The 21,271-nt window shown below is 67.3% G+C and carries 19 protein-coding genes and 1 tRNA gene; 10 read left to right on the top strand and 10 right to left on the bottom strand.

All coding sequences use genetic code 11. The annotated features are described in order from the left end of the window. Positions 1-533: 533 nt before the first annotated feature. The 8 genes from ON27_RS07260 to ON27_RS07230 all read right to left on the bottom strand — a co-directional run bounded on the left by ON27_RS07260 (position 534) and on the right by ON27_RS07230 (position 12,720). A complete protein-coding gene (locus tag ON27_RS07260) occupies positions 534-1,202 on the bottom strand; it encodes a DUF8185 domain-containing protein (RefSeq protein WP_245559837.1) in 669 nt (222 codons plus the stop codon). A gap of 45 nt (positions 1,203-1,247) precedes the next feature. Then, on the bottom strand, positions 1,248-1,712 hold the full coding sequence (locus tag ON27_RS07255) for an acyl-CoA thioesterase (protein ID WP_425295286.1): 465 nt from the start codon (positions 1,710-1,712) through the stop codon (positions 1,248-1,250). Continuing rightward, positions 1,709-6,649, bottom strand: coding sequence for an NAD-glutamate dehydrogenase (locus ON27_RS07250; RefSeq protein ID WP_043721324.1), 4,941 nt, complete (start codon positions 6,647-6,649; stop codon positions 1,709-1,711). Before ON27_RS07250 ends, ON27_RS07255 begins: the two co-directional genes overlap by 4 nt. 191 nt (positions 6,650-6,840) lie before the next feature. Beyond that, complete coding sequence (locus ON27_RS45355; protein WP_267465347.1) at positions 6,841-6,963, bottom strand: hypothetical protein; 123 nt, start codon at positions 6,961-6,963, stop codon at positions 6,841-6,843. A 346-nt stretch (positions 6,964-7,309) separates the two neighbouring features. Beyond that, the gene (gene ettA, locus ON27_RS07245) at positions 7,310-8,986 is read right to left on the bottom strand and encodes an energy-dependent translational throttle protein EttA (protein WP_043721320.1); all 1,677 of its coding nucleotides are present in this window, start codon (positions 8,984-8,986) and stop codon (positions 7,310-7,312) included. Between the two features lie 79 nt (positions 8,987-9,065). Then, complete coding sequence (locus ON27_RS07240; protein ID WP_043721316.1) at positions 9,066-9,563, bottom strand: single-stranded DNA-binding protein; 498 nt, start codon at positions 9,561-9,563, stop codon at positions 9,066-9,068. A gap of 158 nt (positions 9,564-9,721) precedes the next feature. Then, the gene (locus ON27_RS07235) at positions 9,722-10,690 is read right to left on the bottom strand and encodes a serine/threonine dehydratase (protein WP_083887417.1); all 969 of its coding nucleotides are present in this window, start codon (positions 10,688-10,690) and stop codon (positions 9,722-9,724) included. Then, on the bottom strand, positions 10,687-12,720 hold the full coding sequence (locus ON27_RS07230; protein ID WP_043721311.1) for a bifunctional copper resistance protein CopD/cytochrome c oxidase assembly protein: 2,034 nt from the start codon (positions 12,718-12,720) through the stop codon (positions 10,687-10,689). The genes ON27_RS07235 and ON27_RS07230 overlap by 4 nt, the downstream gene beginning before the upstream one ends. Positions 12,721-12,920: 200 nt before the next feature. Between ON27_RS07230 and ON27_RS07225 the strand changes: the two genes are divergently transcribed. Next, a tRNA-Arg gene (locus ON27_RS07225) sits at positions 12,921-12,994 on the top strand. 59 nt (positions 12,995-13,053) lie between these two features. Here the strand turns inward: ON27_RS07225 and ON27_RS07220 are convergent. Both ON27_RS07220 and ON27_RS39725 read right to left on the bottom strand, forming a co-directional pair. Continuing rightward, positions 13,054-14,130: a site-specific integrase gene (locus ON27_RS07220; protein ID WP_245559835.1), complete on the bottom strand. Its 1,077-nt coding sequence runs from the start codon at positions 14,128-14,130 to the stop codon at positions 13,054-13,056. A 109-nt stretch (positions 14,131-14,239) separates the two neighbouring features. Continuing rightward, positions 14,240-14,842, bottom strand: coding sequence for a helix-turn-helix domain-containing protein (locus ON27_RS39725; protein WP_083887416.1), 603 nt, complete (start codon positions 14,840-14,842; stop codon positions 14,240-14,242). A gap of 112 nt (positions 14,843-14,954) precedes the next feature. Between ON27_RS39725 and ON27_RS07210 the strand changes: the two genes are divergently transcribed. The 9 genes from ON27_RS07210 (at position 14,955) to ON27_RS07165 (ending at position 21,180) form a co-directional block, all read left to right on the top strand. Beyond that, entirely contained in the window at positions 14,955-15,146 is a 192-nt protein-coding gene (locus ON27_RS07210) for a helix-turn-helix transcriptional regulator (RefSeq protein ID WP_043721304.1), read from the top strand. Positions 15,147-15,244: 98 nt separating this feature from the next. Further along, positions 15,245-15,664, top strand: a complete 420-nt coding sequence (locus tag ON27_RS42760) for a DUF6907 domain-containing protein (protein WP_157227110.1) — start codon at positions 15,245-15,247, stop codon at positions 15,662-15,664. Further along, complete coding sequence (locus tag ON27_RS07195) at positions 15,661-15,966, top strand: hypothetical protein (RefSeq protein WP_043721284.1); 306 nt, start codon at positions 15,661-15,663, stop codon at positions 15,964-15,966. Before ON27_RS42760 ends, ON27_RS07195 begins: the two co-directional genes overlap by 4 nt. Then, a complete protein-coding gene (locus tag ON27_RS07190; RefSeq protein WP_043721281.1) occupies positions 15,963-16,298 on the top strand; it encodes a hypothetical protein in 336 nt (111 codons plus the stop codon). Before ON27_RS07195 ends, ON27_RS07190 begins: the two co-directional genes overlap by 4 nt. Positions 16,299-16,645: 347 nt before the next feature. Further along, complete coding sequence (locus ON27_RS07185; protein WP_063711285.1) at positions 16,646-17,647, top strand: AAA family ATPase; 1,002 nt, start codon at positions 16,646-16,648, stop codon at positions 17,645-17,647. A gap of 205 nt (positions 17,648-17,852) precedes the next feature. After that, positions 17,853-18,062, top strand: a complete 210-nt coding sequence (locus tag ON27_RS07180; protein ID WP_043721278.1) for a hypothetical protein — start codon at positions 17,853-17,855, stop codon at positions 18,060-18,062. Then, entirely contained in the window at positions 18,059-18,556 is a 498-nt protein-coding gene (locus ON27_RS39720; RefSeq protein WP_051046295.1) for a hypothetical protein, read from the top strand. Before ON27_RS07180 ends, ON27_RS39720 begins: the two co-directional genes overlap by 4 nt. A 129-nt stretch (positions 18,557-18,685) precedes the next feature. Then, positions 18,686-19,528 (top strand): phage major capsid protein, encoded by an 843-nt coding sequence (locus tag ON27_RS07170; protein ID WP_043721274.1) that lies wholly within the window; start codon positions 18,686-18,688, stop codon positions 19,526-19,528. A 5-nt stretch (positions 19,529-19,533) separates the two neighbouring features. Then, positions 19,534-21,180, top strand: coding sequence for a Gp37-like protein (locus ON27_RS07165; RefSeq protein WP_043721268.1), 1,647 nt, complete (start codon positions 19,534-19,536; stop codon positions 21,178-21,180). Positions 21,181-21,271 lie beyond the last annotated feature (91 nt).

Genomic DNA, 21,271 nt, shown 5'->3' with positions numbered 1-21,271 from the left:
AAGCAGGCCGACGGCAGCGCGACCACGCGATGACGTTCGTAAACTCCCCTACTCACGCGGCGCTGACGTCTGGAATACCACGGCAAGCACTACCAGATCCCACTGCCCGCCGGGGACACCGTCCTCGGCAAGCCGCTCGAGTTGATTCACACCGCAGGTGATCCCCTGTCGAGGCTCCGACGAGGCGATACACGCTCGTCCGGACAACCCGCGACTGGCGCCAGGCAACACCACACAGCCACCATGTGCCGGTACCTCACGTCGCGGCCCGGTTCACGCGAAGAAATTCGCCGACCCGGCGGCGGGCCGCGAAGCGGTGCTGGTGCCGGGCGAGGTGTCCGACACGCTGCCAAGCGCGACTCGGCCGACCTTTACGACCTCGGGGTGGAGGATCTTCCGGTAGACAACATGCCGCCGAATAGGTGGTCACCCGGGCGGGGCCGCGCGGACGGCGAGGTTCGCGGACCGTCCGGTAAGCGAGCGAGGGCCGCCCCAGGACCCGGCTACCACACCGGGTTCGGCGTACGGCGCGATCAGTGCGGCAGCAAAGGAATTCCGCCACCGAGGCGGCGAGCGACCGAACCGTAGCGGGCGTCGAGCCGCAACCACGTGCGGGTCGCGCGGACGCGCACGATCTCGGTGGGCGGGATGCGGCGCGGGTCGGCCTTCTCCCCGGAATGCGGAATGAAATCCATCGCGGTGAGCGCGAAGACGACCCGCATCGGCACCTGCACCTTGGTCCCCGCTCCGGACACGGTCAGCACCGCCTGATCCAGCAGCGAGGCGGGCGGACCGTGGCCGCTGCCGTGTTCCTTCGCCAGCTGCGCTCCCTGCTCGGCGAGTTCGACCAGGGTGCGCGCGGGCACGTCCTCGACGTGCGAGAAACCGTCCATGGGCGGCAACGCGCCGCGCCATGCGGAGTCCATCGAGTATCCGAGGTCGATCGGACTGCCGCTCGCCGATCCGGCCAGCACGATCTCGGCGCCGACGGTCACGTCGTCGACGCCGAGCTCCGCGACCACGGTGCGCATCGCCAGTGCCTCGAAGCCCGTCGCCACCCAGGCGGACACGTACTTCTCCCCGCGGCGGCGCAGCCGCACCACCGCCGCCGGGTCCAAGCGCACGGCCCTGGTCAGGAACGTGGCGAGATTTTCCCGTTCCGCCGGATCGGACACGTGCAGCACTCGCTGTCCCGATATCACGGCTGCTCCGCCGTCAGCATTCGACGAACACCGACGTGCGCTCGCTCACTCCATCCACTCGGACAGGTAATCACGCTCGGCGTCGGTGAGCCTGCGCAGCCGCTGTGCCCGCATGTCGAACGCGGCGATCTGCGTGGAGGCGACCACCGCCGCCGGCGAATCGGGAGCGGCGCCCGCCGCCCGTACCTCGTAGCCGATGGTGAAGTCGACCGCGCGCAGCTGCTCGATCCACATGGCGATATCCAGCGGCGTGTCCTCGTGCCGCAGTTGGCCGCGATAGCGGACGTGCAGGTCGGCGAGCACACAGCCCTCGCGCAGCGGGGCGGTCGGGCGGCCGTCCTCGAACAGCCACGGGATCCGCGCCTCCTCCAGCAGCGTCACCATCCGGGCATGGTTGACGTGCTGGAACACGTCCATGTCCGACCACCTGACGTCCACCTTCGCGTGGAAACGCCTGGGCAGCACGAGACTGCCCGTCGCCGTCCCGTTCCGGTTCACCGAACTCGTCAACGTGGTACCTCCGATTGAGCGCCCACCCCGCTCACCATGCTCCGCACTTGCCGCGCTGCAACCGACAACGTGGCGAGATCGTGGGTTCCGGACTCGAACAATTCCGACAGCGCCGCCCTGGCTCGGCCGAGGCGGGACTGATTCTTCGACTCCCAGTATGCAATCTTCTCATCCGCCGTCTCCTCGGGGTCGCCACCGGAGAGCACGTCGAGGGTGAGCGAGCGCAGCGACCCGTACATGTCGTCGCGCAGCGCCAGGCGCGCCAGCGCGTGCCAGCGATCGCCGCGCTCGAGGTGGCTGACCGCCTGCAACAACCAGTCGATCTTGAGGTGATCGTTGAGCGCGTAGTACAGCGATCCGACCTCGTCGCCGCCCCGGTCGGTGATGTCGGCGATGTCCACGATGTCCAGCAGCGGGAAGAGGTTGAGCAGACCGAAGACCTCGGTGGCCAGATCGGTCGGGGCGCCGCGGGCGATCAGCTCGGCGGACCGGTCGGTGAGGGTGGACACGTGATGCCCGCGCAGCCAGCCCGGCACCTTCGGGGCGAGTTCACGCACGTCGGCGCCGTACCGGCTGATCTCGGAGCCCACCGCGATCGGCTGCGGCCGGTTGCTCAGCAGCCACCGGGACGCCCGGTCCAGCGTGCGCTTGGTCTCCAGCTCGAGCAGGTCGCGCACCGACGTAGGCGCGTCGCACGCGCGAATTCGCGCCCACATCCGGTGCAGGTCGAAGATTCCGCTGGCCGCGGCGAAGGCGCGCACCGCATCGGTGGTGGTGGCCCCGACCTCCTCGTTCAACCGGTGCGCGTAGGTGATGCCGCCGTAGTCGACGATCTCGTTGGCCAGCATGGTGGTGACTATTTCCCGGCGCAGCCGGTGGCGCTTGATCGCCGCGCCGAAACGGTCGCGCAGCGGGGTCGGGAAGTAGTCCGGCAGTCGCGTGGCGAAGTACTGGCTGTCGGGCAGGTCGGAATCGAGCAGATCCGCCTTCAGCGACAGCTTCACGTGCGCCATCAAATTGGCCAGCTCCGGCGAAGCCAGCCCGGAGCCTTCTTCCAGCCTGTGCTTCATTTCCTGGTCCGAAGGCAGCGCCTCGAGTTCGCGGTCGAGGCCGCGGCGCTGTTCGAGATCCTCGACGAGCCGCATCTGCACACTCAGCATCTGCGGCGCCTCGGTGCGCGAGATGCCCATGAGGAAGTTCTGCGCCACGTTGTCCCGCAAGACCATCCGCGCGACCTCGTCGGTCATCGAGGCCAGCAGCGGATTGCGCTCGTCCGGCGGCAGCTGACCGCCGGACACGACGGCGTCGAGCAGGATCTTGATGTTGACCTCGTGATCGGAGCAGTCCACACCCGCGGAGTTGTCCAGCGCGTCGGTGTTCATCTTGCCGCCGTTGCGGCAGAACTCGATCCGGCCCAGCGCGGTCGCGCCCAGGTTGCCGCCCTCGCCGATCACCTTGACGCGCAACTGGTTTCCGTTGACGCGCACCGCGTCGTTGGACTTGTCGCCCACCTCGGCGTTGGTCTCGACGCTCGCCTTGATGTAGGTGCCGATGCCGCCGTTCCACAACAGATCCACCGGCGCGAGCAGGATCGCGCGCACCAGGTCCGGCGGCGACAGCGAGACGACGTCGTCCCCCAGGCCGAGGGCCGTTCTGGCCTGCGGGCTGATCGGCACCGCCTTGACGGTGCGGTCCCACACGCCACCGCCGGGGCTGATCAGGGATGTGTCGTAGTCCGCCCACGACGAGCGCGGCAACGCGAACATCCGCTGCCGCTCCCGGAAAGACACAGCCGCAACCGGATCAGGATCCAGGAAAATATGCCGGTGGTCGAACGCCGCCACCAAACGAATGTGCTCCGAAAGCAACATGCCGTTACCGAACACGTCACCGCTCATATCGCCGATGCCGACCACGGTGAAGTCCTGCGATTGCGTATCGACGTCCATCTCGCCGAAGTGGCGTTTCACGCTTTCCCACGCGCCTTTGGCGGTGATGCCCATCGCCTTGTGGTCATACCCGGCCGACCCACCCGAAGCGAACGCGTCACCGAGCCAGAAACCATAACTCTGCGCCACATCATTGGCGATATCGGAAAACGTCGCCGTCCCCTTGTCCGCCGCCACCACCAGATACGTGTCGTCACCATCGCGCCGTACGACCCGTGCAGGGGGCAAAACCTCGCCGGTCGCGCGATCCACGTTGTCGGTGACGTCCAGCAAGCCGGAGATGAACGTGCGGTAGCAGGCGACACCTTCCGCACCCAACGCCTGCCGGTCGGCGACCGGATCGCCGGTAGCGGCGGGCGCTTGTTTCACCACGAAACCGCCCTTGGCGCCCACCGGCACGATCACCGCGTTCTTCACCGCCTGCGCCTTCACCAAACCGAGAATCTCGGTACGGAAGTCCTCCAGCCGATCCGACCACCGCAAACCACCACGCGCCACCGAACCGAAGCGCAGGTGCACGCCCTCCACCCGCGGGGAGTACACGAAGATCTCGAACTGCGGCCGTGGCTTGGGCAGCTCGGCGATCGCGTGCGGTTCGACCTTCACCGAGACGAAGTCGCGCGGGCTGCCCTCGGCGTCGGTCACGTAGTAGTTGGTGCGCAGCGTCGCCGTGACCAAGCCGAGGATCGCGCGCAGGATACGGTCCGCGTCCAGGCTGACCACCTCGTCGATTCGCCCGCGCACCTTGGTCTCCAGCTCGGCGGCGTGCTCGGCGGAGACGGTGTCGGGGTCGAAACGCGCGGCGAACAGGTCGACGAACAGACGCGCGATATCCGGATAGGTGAGCAGCACACGGCAGATGTTCGCCTGGCTGTACGGAAACCCCGCCTGCTGCAGGTACTTCGCGTAGGTGCGCAGGATCGAGACGGCGCGCCACGGCAGCCGGGCGCGCAGCACCAGCTCGTTGAGTCCGTCCGCCTCCGCGCGGCCGTACCACATGGCCTCGAACGCTTCCACGAACCGCTCACGCAGCCCGCGCACCTCCGCCTCCAGCACGGCGGCGCGACTGGTGGACTCGAGCAGTTCCGCGTCGAGATCCCGGTCGAGCGAACTGCGCAACAATTCGGGACGGGCGAGCAGACCGAAGTCATAGATCCAGCGCTCCCCGCCTGCGCCACCGTCGGACGCGGCTTCCAGCTCGATCTGGTAGGGCCGCTCGTCCACCACCTCGACGCCGAGGCTCTGCAACAGCGGAAGCACCTGGCTCAACGAGATTCCGCCGCCGCCGATGTAGAGGGTGAAACGCCACGAACCCGGCGCCGAATCCGGCTTCCGGTAGAGGTACTGGTCGATGCCGCCCTCGCGGAGCCGCTCCAGGCGCACGATGTCCGTCAGCGCGCGGGCAGCGGCGAAATCCTGCTTGTAACCTTCCGGGAAGGCCTCCGCGTACCGCTGCACCACGGCCGGATCGAGCACTGTCGACGTGCTCACCTCGTCGTTCAGGCGGTCGTCCCAGGTGCGGCTCGCCTCCGCGAGCAGGTTCTGCAGACGCAGCCGGTTGGGCTCGGAGGTGTCGGCGGCCGGCGGCGTCCGGCGCGGGACACCGTGCTCGGCTTCCGGCATGCGCACCGTGAAATACACTCGCGCCAAATCGCTTTCGCCCACCCGCGCGGAGTAGTCGATGGACACCCCACCCAGTTCACGGACCAGGATCTCCTGCATCTCCAGCCGCGAACTGGTGGTGTAGCGGTCCCGCGGCAGATAGACCAGGCAGGCGACGTAGCGCCCGTAGGTGTCCGCGCGCAGGAACAACCGCACCTGACGCCGGAGGCTCACGCTCAGCACGGCGGTGGCGGTACGGCGCAGCGTCTCGGCGTCGGCGGAGAACAGTTCGGTGCGCGGGAAGGACTGGATGACCTCGAGCATCGCCTGTCCGGAGAACGAATCCAGGTCGAATCCGCTTTCCTCGATCGCCGAGCGAACCCGGCGTTCGATCACGGGGATGTCGAGGACGTTCTCGTGCACGGCGGTGACGGTGAAGACGCCGATGAACAGGTGTTCACCGATGATCGACCCGCGCGCGTCGAAGTCGGCGACGCTGACGAAGTACGGGTACACCGCCCGGTGCACCGTAGCGGGGACCAGCCCTTGGGTCAGCGTGAGCAGCGGCCGGTCGCCGCCGTTGACCGGCACGTGGAAGTCGGTGCCCACGTCCGGCCGCAGCACGCCCAGGCACGTCGCGGGCAGGACGGTGGACAGCTCGCGACCCTCGTCGCTGCTCAGCCGGTAGCGCGCGTAACCGAGGAGGGTGAAGTTCCCCCGCGCCAGCCAGCGCAGCAGCTTGGCGGTATCGGTCAGCTCGGCAGGCGCGAACGGAGCGGACTGGGATTGGGCGGCCGACTCCAGGTCATCGGCCAGTTTGCTTTGCACGTCCTCGATGGCTTCGGTGTCGCCGATCACCTGACGCACATCGTCCACCACGTCCGGGACCGCACTCTCGACCTTGGCCAGCAGCGCCGCGCTGGTCGACGGGTGCAGTTGCACGTGCATCCAGGATTCGCGCAGGCCGGCCGTGCCGGTGCCGTCCACCTCGTGCGCGGCGGCGTGCGTCAAGCGCCCGTCCGCGTCCCGCTCGACCTCGAAGATCGGATGGATGATCTCGCTCACGCTGACGCCGATCCGGCTCAGCGACGAACTGATCGACTCGACCAGCAGCGGCATGTCGTCGGTGACGACCTGCAGCGCCGCACCGACCCCCGAGGCGTCGTCCGGGTGGTACACCCGCACCAGCGCGCGGCCGGGGCGACGTGTCACGGCCAATTCCAGGTGCCTGCGGAAGATCTGGGTGATGCCGGTGATCGCACAGTCCACATCGCCCGCGTCGACGTGGCGGAAGTACGCCTCCTCGAGCGTCGCGAGCTCGCCGCGCAGTGACTGCGGCAAACCCGCGGCCCACGCCGCGCTGGACAATTCGGACGAGACGGTCATTTTCGCCAACTCCCTCGGATATCGGTTCCGTAACAAAGTGACGCCGGTCCGAGGGTAACTGTGCGCCGATGACGCGTGGGTGAATTCCCTTTTCACATCCGGGTATTCACCACGACCGCGGAGTTCGCCGCTCGTGTGCCGAGATCAGACGGGATGACCTCGGGCACAGCACAGAATCGGACCCGCGAACGTCAGGTGAGCGCTACAGGTCGTATCCGCGGCGGCAGCGGCGCCGCACCGGTACCTCGGGTCAGCTCGGCCACCGCGTCGGCGGTCGAAGCCACCGATTGCTCGAACTGCGCCTGCGCATTCACGACTCCACCCTAGTGGGCTACGCGCGGGTAGGTGTCACTCCTGTTTCGCGTTCTCGAGAAACCTCGTCGACCGCGCAACGCCGAGGCGCTTCTCCCCCGACTTCCCGTGGTTTCCGGCCTGATCACTCCGAGCCGACACCGATCGGGCAAACACCGGGCAGTGACCGAGGGCCGCCCCGGCTCCGAGCGCTCCTCCGCACCGGCCAGAGAGTCGCACACGATGAAATAGCGCCGCCGACATCAGGTCCGGAGGCTCGGACATACGCGAAATCCGGCCGATGCGACGAGCAGCCCCCCAGGCGGGTGGGTGCGGGCGGAACCGCGCACCCACCCAGCCGCGGCGAACTCAGCCGCGGGTCAGCTTGCGGTGCGTAACCCGATGCGGGCGGGCCGCTTCCGGGCCGAGCCGCTCCACCTTGTTGGCCTCGTACGCCTCGAAGTTGCCCTCGAACCAGAACCACTTGGCCTCGTTGTCCGAGTCGCCCTCCCACGCGAGGATGTGGGTGCAGGTCCGGTCCAGGAACCAGCGGTCGTGCGAGATCACCACGGCGCAGCCGGGGAACTGCTCGAGCGCGTTCTCCATCGAACCCAGGGTCTCCACGTCCAGGTCGTTGGTCGGCTCGTCGAGCAGGATCAGGTTGCCGCCCTGCTTGAGGGTCATCGCCAGGTTCAACCGGTTGCGCTCGCCGCCGGACAGCACGCCGGCCGGCTTCTGCTGATCAGGGCCCTTGAAGCCGAACGCGCTCACGTAAGCGCGCGACGGCATCTCCTGCTGGCCGACCTGGATGTAGTCCAGACCGTCGGAGACCACCTGCCAGACCGTCTTCTTCGGGTCGATGCCCGCCCGGTTCTGGTCGACGTAGCTCAGCTTGACCGTGTCGCCGACCTTCACCTCGCCGCTGTCCGGCTGCTCGAGCCCCACGATGGTCTTGAACAGCGTGGTCTTGCCGACGCCGTTGGGCCCGATCACACCGACGATGCCGTTGCGCGGCAGGGTGAACGACAGGTCCTTGATCAGCTGACGGTCGCCGAAGCCCTTGTCCAGGTGCTCGACCTCGACCACCACATTGCCCAGACGCGGGCCCGCCGGGATCTGGATCTCCTCGAAGTCCAACTTCCGCATCTTCTCGGCCTCGGCGGCCATCTCCTCGTACCGGCCGAGGCGGGCCTTGTTCTTGGCCTGCCTGGCCTTCGCGCCGGAACGCACCCAGGCGAGTTCTTCCTTGAGCCGCTTCTGCAGCTTCTGGTCCTTCTTGCCCTGCACCTCCAGCCGCTCGGCCTTCTTCTCCAGGTAGGTGGAGTAGTTGCCCTCGTACGGGTAGGCGCGGCCGCGGTCCAGCTCGAGGATCCACTGCGCGACGTTGTCCAGGAAGTACCGGTCGTGGGTGACCGCGAGCACGGCGCCCTGGTACTGCGCCAAGTGCTGCTCGAGCCAGTTCACGCTCTCCGCGTCGAGGTGGTTGGTCGGCTCGTCGAGCAGCAGCAGGTCGGGCTTGCTCAGCAGCAGCTTGCACAGCGCGACCCGGCGGCGCTCACCACCGGAGAGGGTGGTGACCGGCTCGTCCGGCGGCGGGCAGCGCAGCGCGTCCATCGCCTGCTCGAGCTGGGAGTCCAGGTCCCACGCGTCGGCGTGGTCCAGCTCCTCCTGCAGCTTGCCCATCTCCTCCATGAGCTCGTCGGAGTAGTCGGTGGCCATCAGCTCGGCGATCTCGTTGAAGCGATCCAGCTTCACCTTGATCTCGCCCAGGCCCTCCTCCACGTTGCCGCGGACGGTCTTCTCCTCGTTGAGCGGAGGTTCCTGCTGCAGGATGCCGACCGTGGCGCCCGCGGCGAGGAACGCGTCACCGTTGTTCGGCTGGTCCAGTCCGGCCATGATCTTCAGCACGCTGGATTTACCCGCGCCGTTCGGGCCGACGACGCCGATCTTGGCGCCGGGAAGGAAGTTCAAGGTGACATCGTCGAGCACGACTTTGTCGCCGTGCGCCTTGCGAACCTTCTTCATCTGGTAAATGAACTCAGCCATAAGTGTGAAGCCTATCGGTGCGGGAGATCGGGGACGAAGCAGAGCTACCCTGCCGCCGGGACGGAACCCGGTCGCGCGATCACGCGTCGACGGGCTCGGGCGCGCTGCCGCGAGGCGGTGCCGAACCGGTGACTGCGCCATTCTCCCCCGGCGCGTCGGCGACCGGCACCCGACCTTCAGCGCTCACGGTCCCGGAAGTATTCCGCGACGGCAAATCCGACAACCGGGTCAGCTGCGCGGCGCAGCGGGACAGGTCCGGTCCGACCACGCTGGCGCGCATCTCCAGGTCCCGCCGTTCCACGCCGTCCTTGCTGCGGTACTCGTGCGAGCGCAGCTGACCGTAGGCGATGATCGGATCACCCCGCCGCAACGACGCGTCCACACCCGCCACCAATCGGCGCCAGCAGCTCACGGTGAGGTACAGCGTGCCGTTGTCCACCCATTGTCCGGAGGCGTGATCCAACCTGCGGGAATTGCTCGCCAGCCGGAAGGTCACCACCTGCTCGCCGTTGGTCAGGTCGCGCTTGACCGGATGGGTGGCGATCGTGCCGATCACGGTCGCGTTGGCCTCGTACATGATTAACGCCCCTTCACGTCGGATCCGGGTCCGCCCGGATCTCCTCCCCCTCCAGGAGGCTCTTCCAGGGTGCGCCGGATCCGCGGGCGCCGGAAGGTCCGACCCGGGAATGTGCACAACCTGCCGAAGTGTGAAGATCGCGCCTTTCACGCACGCGGTCAGAACACCGCCACGTCGGTGTTGGCGCCACAGAGCACGATCACCGGGCGCTCGTCCGGCGCGGGCACGTAGGCGCCGCTGTGCACCGCGGCCAGCGCCGCGGCGCCGGCCAATTCGACCAGGATGCGGAATTCGCGCCACAGGTACTCTCGTGCCGCGCCGATCGCGTCGTCGCTGACCAGCAGCGATCGCACGCCGTGGCGGCGGGCGACGTCGAGGGCGATGTCACCGATCCGGGTGGGACCGAGCGTGTCGACGGTGACGCCGGATCCGAGGATGTCCACCGGACGCCGCGCGTCCAGCGCCGCCCGCAGGATCGCGGCGCCTTCCGGCTCCACCCCGATCACCTGCCGACGGCGCCCGAGGGCGGCCGCGATCCCGGCCACCAGTCCGCCGCCGCCCACTGCCGCCAGCACCGGCGGCCGCCCGCGCACCTGTTCTTCGAGTTCCAGCCCGACCACACCCACGCCGGCGACCACGGCGGGCTGGTCGTAGCCGTGCAGCAGCAGCGCGGCTCGTTCGGCGGCCAGCTCGGTGGCGTGCTGCAAAGCCTCGCCGTAGGTGGTGCCGTGCCAGAGCACTTCCGCGCCGTGCGACCACATCGCGGCGACCTTGGTGTGCGGCGCCGTCTCCGGGACGACGACAGTGCACGCCTTGCCCAGCCGCGCGGCTGCCAGCGCGGCCGCGATGCCCGCGTTGCCCGCGGAGGCGATCACCACGTGCTCGGTGCCGCCGCCCGACTCCAGCAGCGCGTTCAGACTGCCGCGTACCTTGAACGTCCCGCCGTGCTGGAGGTGCTCGAGCTTCATCGTCACCGGCACCGGGCCGGACGGGCTCGCGACGGAGGTGTGGAAGACCGGCGTCTTGCGGATCTGCCCGGCCAGCCGCTTGCGCGCGGCGCGCACGTCCGACCGTTCCACCCGCCCTACCGGTCTGTGTGCGGAGACCACGGTGGCGCGTTCACTCACTTACGCACTTCTCCATCTCGCTTGGCCAGTTCGGCGAACATCGCGTTGTGTGCGGCGAGTGCGGCGTCGTTGTCGCGTTCGGCGGCTCGGTCGGTGCGGCGCGCGAGCCGATGGTCGCTGCGGGACCATTGGATCAGCAGCGCCAGCATCACCAGCACGAGGGGGACCTCGCCACTCGCCCAGGCGAGGCTGCCTCCGGTGCGTTGGTCGCCGAGCAGATCGCCGTTCCAGTCGAGGCCGAGACCACGGTAGAACCAGCCGCCGAGCACGGTGTTCATGCTCATCAGCGCGACGCCGAAGAAGGCGTGGAACGGCAGCGAGCCGAACACCATGGCAAGCTTGGTCAGCGGCTGCACCTGCCGCGGCTTGGGATCGATGCCGATCACCACCCAGTAGAAGAGGTAGCCGCTGAGCAGGAAGTGCAGGTTCATCAGCAGATGGGCCGCGTGCGAGTCGGCGTAGGTGTCGAAGATGCCGCCCAGGTACAGCGCGTAGAACCCGGCGACGAAGATCGCCGAGGCCACGACCGGGTGGGTCAGGAAACGCGACACCGGATTGTGCACCGCGGCCAGGAGCCATTCGCGCGGCCCCGGCACGCCACCGCGGCCCGCGGGCGGCAGCGCGCGCAGCGCCAGCGTCACCACACCGCCCAGCGCGAACAGGATCGGCGCGAGCATGGACAGCGCCATGTGCGCTCCCATGTGCACGCTGAACATCGCGGGCGAGTACCGGCCGACGCCGGACGAGGTCGCGACCAGCAGCACCACGCAACCGGACAGCCAGGCGAGCGTACGCCCGGCCGGCCACGCGTCACCCCGGGCGCGCAATCGCCGCACGCCGAGCAGGTACAGCGCCGCCAGCACGAGCGACAGCGTTCCGAAGATCAGATCGAAGCGCCAGTCGAACAGCATCCTGGCCACGCTCGGCGGCCCGGCCAGCTCGTAGCCCAGTTCCACTTCGACGGGGGTCGGCACGGAATCCGGTGGTGGCGGCGGCGTCCGTCCGAGCCCGACCGCGAGGCCGATGGTCGCGGCGAAGATCAGCACCTCCACGCCGGCGTACCTGATCAGCGCCGTGCGGTCCCCCGGGTCGGCGGCCAGGGCGGGCAGCGCGGCACGGCGCTGGAGGTAGCCGAACACGCCCAGCAGCGCCAGCGCTGCGGCCTTGGCCAGCACCAGCCTGCCGTAGGTGCTGGTGAACAGCTCCTCCGGCGGCACGCGGACCCACGAGTTGATCACGCCGCTGACCGCCAGCACGACGAACGCGACCGTCGCGGCCAGCGAGAAGCGCCGCGTCGCCACGTCGGTGTGGGCGCCGCCGCGCAAGGCGTGGGCGAGCACGGCGAACAGGCCGCCGACCCAGATCGCCGACGCGATCAGATGCAGGATCAGGCTGTTGGTCGCCACGTCGTGCGACCCGCCCGAGGAGGAATGGCCGGTCAACGCCAGGGGCATCATGGCGGCGATCGCGGCGCCGAGCAGGACCGGAGTCCAGCCCCAGCGCAACGCCAGTCGTCCGCCCACGGCGACGATCAGGGCGAAGATGACGGTCGTGCGCCACGCCCCGGCCAGCTCGATCTGTCCGATCGCCCGCCACAGGCCCTCCGGCCGCAGCACCTCGGACACCGGCTGACCCGTTGTGTCCGAGACCGTGAGGGGCACCAGAAGCGCCGCGCAGCACGCCCACACCAGAGCGAAGTTCGACGCCCGGCGCACCGCGCGGTACCCGCCCACATCCAGCAGCCCGTTCGGCTGCGGCGGCACCAGGAACGCGGCGAAAAGCAGGAAACCCACGGTCAGCGCCGCCGCCAGATCGGCGATCGCCCGGACCGCGGGCAGACCATAGGTTGTCGGCGCGCCCGGATCGGGAATGCCGAGCAGACTGAGTGCCTGCGCCGCCGACAGACCGACCACCAGCGCCGCCACCACGGCTGTGATGGCGCCCGCCAGCGCGGTGACCGTCGCGAACGCCGCCCCGGACCGGGAGGTCTCGGCTTCGGGAGCGGCGGACGAGGTAGCGGCGGACGACATACGACTGAGCGTAGTTCGGCGGGTATTGCGTGGCCCGGTCGGGTTTGTACCGATATTGTGGGCCGCGCATCACACGGCACGTCACCTACTGTCTCGGGATGGCTGAAACGTTGCTAACGCTAAGAGTTCGGACACCTGGACGGTCGCTATAATCGACGCGCTGGACAGCACGGCCAATGTCGGCCATCGTGGAACCCGCTGCCTCCGTAGCTCAGTTGGATAGAGCAAGGGCCTTCTAATCCCTAGGTCGCAGGTTCGATTCCTGCCGGGGGCGCTGGTCAGGGACCGTTTCTACTGCGGTCCCTGACACTCCATCCATCGGATATCCATCGCTTATGAGGACAAGGCGTCTAGTACGTCAACCACTTCCTTGTGTATCCGCCCGCGGCCGAAATAAACATCCTGTGTCATCGAGACGTGTCGATGCCCCAGTTGATCAGCGCCGACACGGGCCGACAGTGCCGCGTCGTCGAGCAACGTCGCCAGTGCCTTGCGGAAACTGTGGCTCGACACGTCCGGCACGCCGAGTCGTTCGCGCACCTTGGCCCACTGCTGATTGAAGTTGTCCGGGTCACGTAGCGTCCCGGCCGAACTGGGGAAGATCACCCCGTCTTTGCTGGGATGCGGTTCGTTGCGGCGGCGCTTCAACATCTCCATGACGAACTTCGGCAGGATGATGTCACGGTTCCCTGCGTCGGTCTTCGCGAACTCCTCACGGATGAGCCCACCGCCGCGCTTGCGCACCACCTTTCCGCAGATGGACGCGACCGACGTTGCTTCGTCGATGTCGCACCACCGCAGACCGAGCAGTTCACCGCGGCGCATCCCCGTACCGATGAGCATCGTGATCGGGTCGGCAAGATCCGCCGTCCGGCAGTAGTCGGCAACCGTCCGTTTACCCCTCCACTGCACGGCGCTGGTCCGCAGATCCGCGAGCAGCTGCGCGAGCTGTTCGGCGGTGATCGACGGCGCGCCCTTCGGTGGCGCCTTGCGCTCGAGCCGCGACGTGCTGTCGATCGGGTTGACCGGTAGCACGTCGGCGACGACCGCGAGTTGCAGAGCACCGCGCAGCACCGTCCGGGCCTGCTTCGCGGTGGCGTAGCCGTGCCGGTCACAGATGGCTTGAATCGCCTTGTCCATCCGCCCGGCGGTTGCCTCGCGGGTGCGCACCGACCCGGCGCGCGGTTCGATCGCCTTCACCGCATCGCGGTAGGTGTCGATTGTGCGGGTTGCCCTCCCCTTGTTTACCAGGTTCTCAATGTGCTTGGCGCACAACGCCGATACGGGCGTCTCCCCTGTGATCTCGTCCTCTCCGGCGCCCGCTCGGCGTTCTTCCAGTGCGAGCAGGAGCACATCCTCGGCGAGCTGGCCGCGCTGGTCGTACTTCCCTTCGGGCGACTGGCGCTCCACGATCCTGGTTACGCCGTCGTCATCGCGGAAGCGGCAGCGCGCAACCCACACCCCGCCCCCGAGACTCGTTCGCTTGATCTTGCCGTGAGCGCCGATGCGCAGCGGCGGCCTACCCTTCGGCATCTGTGCTCGTCACCGTGAAGCCATCCCGGCGCATCTGTTCCTCGAGGTTGCGAACCTCTTCGAGCTTTCGGGTCGCGTCGGCTCGTGCGGCGGCCCGCGCCTCTTGCAGTTCCTTCTCGGTTCGCTGACGAGACCACGGGCCGTCTCCGTGAGTCATGGAGATGAACCTCAGTTCCAGTTCGAATTCCTCGCGGAGATCCTGGAGTTTTCGCGCTTGGAGGGTTCGGGACGTGTCCAGTGCTGGCAAGGATGCGGGCAACTGATCGGACTTCACTTCACCCGAGAACCACTGCGCTGCCTGGAGGCTTGTGCAGTAGATGTCCGGCAGCACCTCAACTGGGCCATCCGGCAACTCTGGATAGAGCAATTGAAGTGGTGGGACCCCGACGGCCGCCGCGATCTCGATCAGGTCCAAGACGTTGAAGCTCGACGTCCTCCCCTTCATGGCCTCTAGATTCTGAATTGCGTTGCGGGAGCTACCGATTCGTTCGGCAAGTTCCTGCTGTGACAGCCCCGCGCGCTTCCGCGCTTCGGCTACCGCTCCGCCGAACTGCTTCATCGCTTCCGCTCTCCACTCTTCGCGCGTCATGAGAACACACTCTCACAGCCTCTTGCGTCTTCTCAACACATCCTGTACACCTGTTTCTAGAACGCTTTTGCTCGTAATTTGCGTTCTATGAACACACTAAGGAAGGTTGCAGATGCACACCTCAGAGGACCACTGGCTGAGCCGCGAGGAAGTCGCCGGACGGCTCAAGTTGCCGGCCAAGACGCTCGCTGAATGGGCGAGCAAGGGGAAGGGCCCGCGGTTCGCCAAGATCGGCCGCTTCGCGCGCTATCGCCTCACCGATCTCGAGGCGTGGGAGAACGAGCAGTTCACCGGCGCCGCCTGATGTCCGACTCACCGCCCCAGAACGGGAGCGACCCGGGGGCTGCACCACCAGCCCGCCGGGTCATTGACTCCCACCCAACCCATGAGAGAGAGATTTCCGTGTCCAACCTTACCAACCCCGTCCAGTGGATCGACCTGGCCTGCTCCGTCTGCAACACGGTCATTGCCACCGTGTCCGCGCCGCTGCCGGACGTCCCGGTCAAGTGCTCGCAGTGCAGCCGGGCCGCCACCTGCGCGTCCTGGTGCCCGATCGGCGACCACACCGACGAGATGTTCGACGCCGATCGCACCTGCTGGGGGCCGGACGTCCTGATCCCCCTGACGCTGGAACGTCCGATCAATGCCCAGCAGATGCCTGCCGCCGAAATCTCGGCCCGGCGACAGTGGGGCGGCCCTGACAGCGTGTACCTGGCGGCCCCGGCTGGCGACTTGGACATGACGGTAGCCGAGGCCAGGCGAATTGCGGCCGTGCTGCTGGAAGTCGCGGAGCAGGTCGAGAACGAGGGGGTGCGACCGTGACCGACTCACCCCAAGTTCGAGCCTCCCTCGATGCCTGGAAGCAGGGCTACACCCCCGCCGAATGGGCTCAGCGTCACTTCCGCTCGAACTACCGATTGGAGCTGGAGGGTGCGCTGTCCCGGCTGATTTTGATGCTGGAAGGCGACGAGGACGAGTTGCGGATCCTGCCGTCCGTCCAGCGGTTCGCCGAGTATGTGAGCCGCCTGGATGCGCAGCTGCGCCGGGATCTGGCCGGGGATCGGTGGACGGACACCGGACGGGTCAATCACACCTACAAGACGGAAGGGGGCGCGGCCGCATGACCGCATTCGAAGGGCTCTCCAACCGCTTCCTGGTCCAGTACCGCGACGGAGAACCCTGCGGTGTCGTCGACGCGGACAAGGTGATCGGCCAGGCCAAGGCGTTGCTGTGCAAACTGGCCGACGCCGGGCGCGATCCGGCGGAGGTCAACCGCATCATCAGCGAAGTCCGTCAGTCCGTCGACGACGACGACACTGCGGCCGCATGGATCGTCGGTGTTGCGTTGCGGCTGAACGCAGCCGACGCGCGGCTGACGGCCGCGGAGGACGCTCTGCGCGCTCGGTTCCACGAGTTCCGTAGCGCGGCCCTCGCCAAGCGCGGAGGTGGCCGTTGACCGACACCAATCACGAACCCCGAGGCGCGGCCGATCCGGTCGCGCCTTCGGGCGTGGGAATACCTGAGCCCACTCCGCACTGCGAGCACCACGGGCATTACATGAGCTGGTGTGTGGACTGTGTGCGCCAGTACAGATCGCGGTATGGCGGCGATCCGACACCCAATGCGATGCCGCGGCACAGGACCCGTCACCGCAATGAAGAACGCCGGTCCGAGGGCCACGACGGGACGCGTCCCGGTATAGGTACCCGGACGCGTCCCGAATCAGAAAAGGCCAGGTCAACGGTAGTGACACCGATTCGCGCGTCCCGACCGCGTCCCGAGTCCGAGGCCAGTGATTCGGACATGTCCGGGACACGTCCGGGACATGTCCCGATGCCGCAGTACTTCGACGTGTCGGCCCTCCTGGCTGGCACCCTTCCCGAACCTCCGACGCCAACCGTCTGCCCGCGGACGGACGGAATAGGGCTGTTCTACTCCGAGCAGTACAACGTGGTGTTCGGCGACCCGGAGAGCGGTAAGACTCTGCTCACCGATCACGCCACCGTGGTCGAACTCGAGGACGGTGGCCGCGTGCTGCGAATCGACCTCGACCACAACGGGCCACAGTCGACCATCGGCCGTCTGCTCGCCATGGGCGCCAAGCCCGACGTTCTCTCCGACCCTGAGGCGTTCCTGTACATCGAACCGGAGGACGCGCGTGAGGTACGCGAGGTCTGTGCTCACATGGCGCAGTGGCGACCGACGCTGGTCATACTCGACAGCCTTGGCGAACTGCTGCCCATGTTCGGCAGCAACAGCAACAGCGCCGACGAGTTCACCACCTGTCACCGCGCGGTCATCAAACCGTTGGTGAAGACCGGAGCGTGCGTCGTCGGTATCGACCACCTGTCCAAGGGCGCGGACTCCCGCGCGTACGGCATGGGTGGAACCATCGCCAAGAAACGGGCCATCGGTGGCAGCTCGATCCGGGTGACAGTCGACCGCGCGTTCACACCAGGCAAGGGCGGCAGCGCATACCTGGCGATCAACAAGGACCGTCACGGTGGGTTGCGCGCGCACAGTCCATCAACCGGCGACAAGGAAGAACTCGCCGGAAAGTTCGTCCTCTGGCCCGAGCCGGACGGGCACGTCCGAGCCGAAGTCAAGGCGCCCGAGGCTGGCGAGCGCAACCCTGGTGAACTGCCGCCGGATGCCGATATCGCTGCCATTGCCGCACTGGACCCACCACCGACATCAGGCAACGAAGCAGCCGAGCGGTTGCCATGGCGAGCGACCCGAGCACGAGCAGCGTTCAAGGCATGGAAGAGCCAGGGTCGGAACAACGAAGAAAGCGCGAGCGCATGAGCCCCCTGGGGGGTGACCCCCGGGGCGGCTCGCCCGCCCCCCTTGGCATAGGCGGTGTTCTCTCCCCGACGTTTTTTTCCAAAGGCACCGCAGGTCAGGGCATCGAGCGGCTGCGGCCCCGACCCGCCCCGATCGAGTTGCCTGCCCGTTTTCCCTGGTCAGCGCGTCATAACGTAACGCGCCCGTTCGATGAGAGGACCGCGCCGTGAGCGCTGAGCAAGACATCAACGATGGACTACCCGAGTACCACCGTGCACCCCCCGACGTCGTACCGCGTCGCACGCTGCCCACCGACGACATCCCGGCCGGGGACGTCGAGGTCGTGCACTACGAGATGACCGAAGACGGCATCGAGCGCGTCACCGAACGTCTGTACGTCACCGCTCCCTACACCGGAAAGGACACCACCCCATGACCGACACCACCCCTGCTGACCCGATCGAACCCACCGAGCAGCAGCCCGGCGACGAACAGGCCACCGATACCGCGGTGGATGCGCCAGCGACCGAGACCGATTCGGGGGAGCAGCCGAACGGCAACCGGGAAGCGGCGAAGTACCGGCGGCAGCTGCGCGAGACCGAGACCGAGCGCGATGCTCTCCGTGAGCGCGTCACCGCGTACGAGCGCGCGGAGGTCGAACGCCTTGCCGCCGATCGGATGGCGGACCCTTCCGACCTCTGGACGGGCGGAACCGACCTCGAGACGTTGCGCGGCAAGGACGGCGCGATTGATCCGGCGAAGGTCGGCAAGGCGATCGAGGGCGTGCTGGAGTCGCATCCGCATTGGCAGCGCACCACGCGCACGCGGCCCGCGGTCGGGTCGCTGCGGTCCGGCGCTTCGGGTGCGAGCGTCGACGGACTCGCGACTGGGTGGGCGCAGGCGTTCGCCGACGCCAAGCGCGAGCAGTAATATGTCACGTGACGCGAGTCGTTACCGGCCAGGAGTCGGGGACTCGCGTCACGCTCGCCCCAGCGGGGCAACCGGACTGGCTTGCGGCCAGCCGGAGACCATTCCCCGCTACCGCAAAGGCGAGCAATCATGGCTCTCTACACGACGTCGTCGGGCGTCGGTGGTCTCCTCCCCGAGCAGATTCACCAGCTGATCGTCCAGCCCGTACAACGCGATTCCGTCGCCTTCCAGGTGACCACCCTCCTGTCGACCGACTCGACCTCTTCCAAGTTCCCCATCGTCACCGCGGACCCGGCGGCACAGTGGGTGCCCGAAGGCGCCGAGATCACCCCGGACGATTCCGAACACGATGAACTCGAGATCACTCACCGCAAGGTCGCCGGCCTGACGATCGTGTCCCGCGAACTGGCCGAGGACTCGAACCCGCAAGCGCTCGACATCGTCGGCGCCGGCCTGGTCCGCAGCATCGTCGCAAAGGTCGATACGGCGTTCTTCGCCGCGACCACCACCAACGGCCCGGACGGAATCGGCTCGACCACACACCAACTCGTCGACGTGGGTTCCGGCATCGCCAACACCGACCCGTTCGCCGAAGCCATCTCCAAGGCGGAGAACGTCGGCGCCCAGATCAGCAACTTCGTCGCGCACCCGGACACGGCGCTGGAGTTGGCGAAGCTGAAGGAGATCACCGGCAGCAACCGGCCGTTGCTCGGCCCGGACCCGTCGCGGCCCGGCGCGCGGACCGTTCTCGGTGTGCCCCTGCTGGTCTCGCCCTACGTCACCAACGGCGACATCTGGGGTATCCCGCGCGCTTTCGCGTTCACCACGTTGCGCAGGAACACAACGCTCACCATCTCCGAACACGCCTACTTCTCGAGCGATCGGGTCGGCGTGAAGGCGACGATGCGCGTTGCGTTCGGGTTCCCGCACCCGCAGGCAATCGTGCGAATCGGCCAGCCTGACGCGAGCTGACGACCATGTCGGCGCCCGCGTGGGACGGGCACGCTGAGGTCCGCCACATGGATGCCCTGCGCAAGCAGGAGCAAGACATGTGGCGGGATCAGCGTGCGACGGTCCGTTACTACGACAAGTGGATGAATGAGGTCGGCGAAGAAGGCCGCTACCTCAGTCTCACGTTCTCGCACGTGAAGAATGGCGCGGGCGGGCTGAAGATGACGCTTCCGCCGGACACCGTCCACTACGACCACCTACTCCGCAATCCCGATGGCGAAGACGCCACGATCCCTTTGACCGCCGAGACGCCGGGGCAACGCTGGGACGGGTTCGTAACCCGCGTCGCCGAGGTGGTCGACGACCGCGGTAACAAGACGATCGAAGTTGAAGCGATCCACTGTTGGCAGCACATCGCTACGACCGTCTGTTACGCCTCACCGTTCGCGCCGCTGTTCGCCCAGTGGCCGCGGCATTGGTTCATGTTCGGCGGGGTCCGCACCATCATCCACCTCACCCTGATCGCGAACCTTCTTCGCCGCCAAGCGTTTATGTCCGCCGACCAGTGGAACGGTGCCCCGGACTGGGCCGAGGTCGGGTCGATCGCGTGGCCGATCGCGGTAGGCGGCATCAACGTGCTGACGGATACCAGCCCGTTCGCGGCGGTGTCGGTGCGGTTCGAGCATGCCGACCAGGTGTTCGCACCGTTGTTGAAGGACAACGGCGTGTGCCTCACCGCGCAGTTCTTCCTGCCGGACATGGACGACGAGCAGCCGGACCCGGACTGGTTCTACCTGGACCGTCCAACCGTCTACGTCACCACGGTCGACAAATCCAACGTCGTCGGCGCGACGGGCACGCTATTGGACGGGATCACGCGGTTTTTCGAGGACTTCTTCGACGATGGCGTGACCCCGATCCGGTACCCGGACTATTCCACCGGTGGGGATTACGAGCAGGCGTACGCCAACACCCCACTCGGGAATCGTCGCTACTTCCCGTGGATCTGGTATCTGGAAGGCGAGTACTCCGGTCTCGGCGCGTCGGAAATCGCCATCCACAAGCCCCTGGCTACCCATGTGATCGTCGGCGGCAAGTCGCCGGGCTGGGTCAATGCGTCGATTGAGTTCGCGCTCAAGAACGCCCTGGCATGGCTCGGCCTGCTAATCGGACTGCCAGGACTCGACGCTCTGTATCAGGGCCAGCTCGACGACGTGTTCCTCGCGTTTGCGGAGTACACCGACCAAGGACGAGTACAGCGCGCGGGGCCGTACGCCTTCCAAGAGCACTGCGTCACGAACTCATCGAAGGCCTACACCCTCGACGGGTTGATGACCGGCCGCCACGGCTTGCACGACACTCGCGGTTACACCTCCCACAAGGTGACGGTGCAGGACGGCGCTCCCTACATCCTCGGCCCCAACGCCGATTTCTGGATCGGGGATCAGATCGGGTTCAAGGTCGGCGACGCGATCTTCGTGGACTACGTGACGGAAGCGACGTACGTCGATGACCGCACCACCGCCGGCCATTGGGAGATCACCATCGGCGACGGCGCCGACGAAGAGGACTCGCTCGTCAAGGCATGGTCACGCATGGGGCAGATCTCGGCCGCGATCAAAGAGCTGTTCACCGACGTCGGGGCCGACTTGGATCTGCTCGGCATCCTCTAGGAACGAGAGAACCGGGGTACTCGATGGTGAGTACCCCGGTTCTTCCGCTCCCTGCGGCCCCGGTTGTCGTCACGTGACGTAACCGGTTGCT

This window comes from Nocardia asiatica NBRC 100129 (assembly GCF_000308415.1).
GTDB lineage: Bacteria > Actinomycetota > Actinomycetes > Mycobacteriales > Mycobacteriaceae > Nocardia > Nocardia asiatica.
The sequence above is the reverse complement of the archived record's forward strand: the minus strand, read 5'-3'. Positions and strand labels throughout refer to the sequence as shown.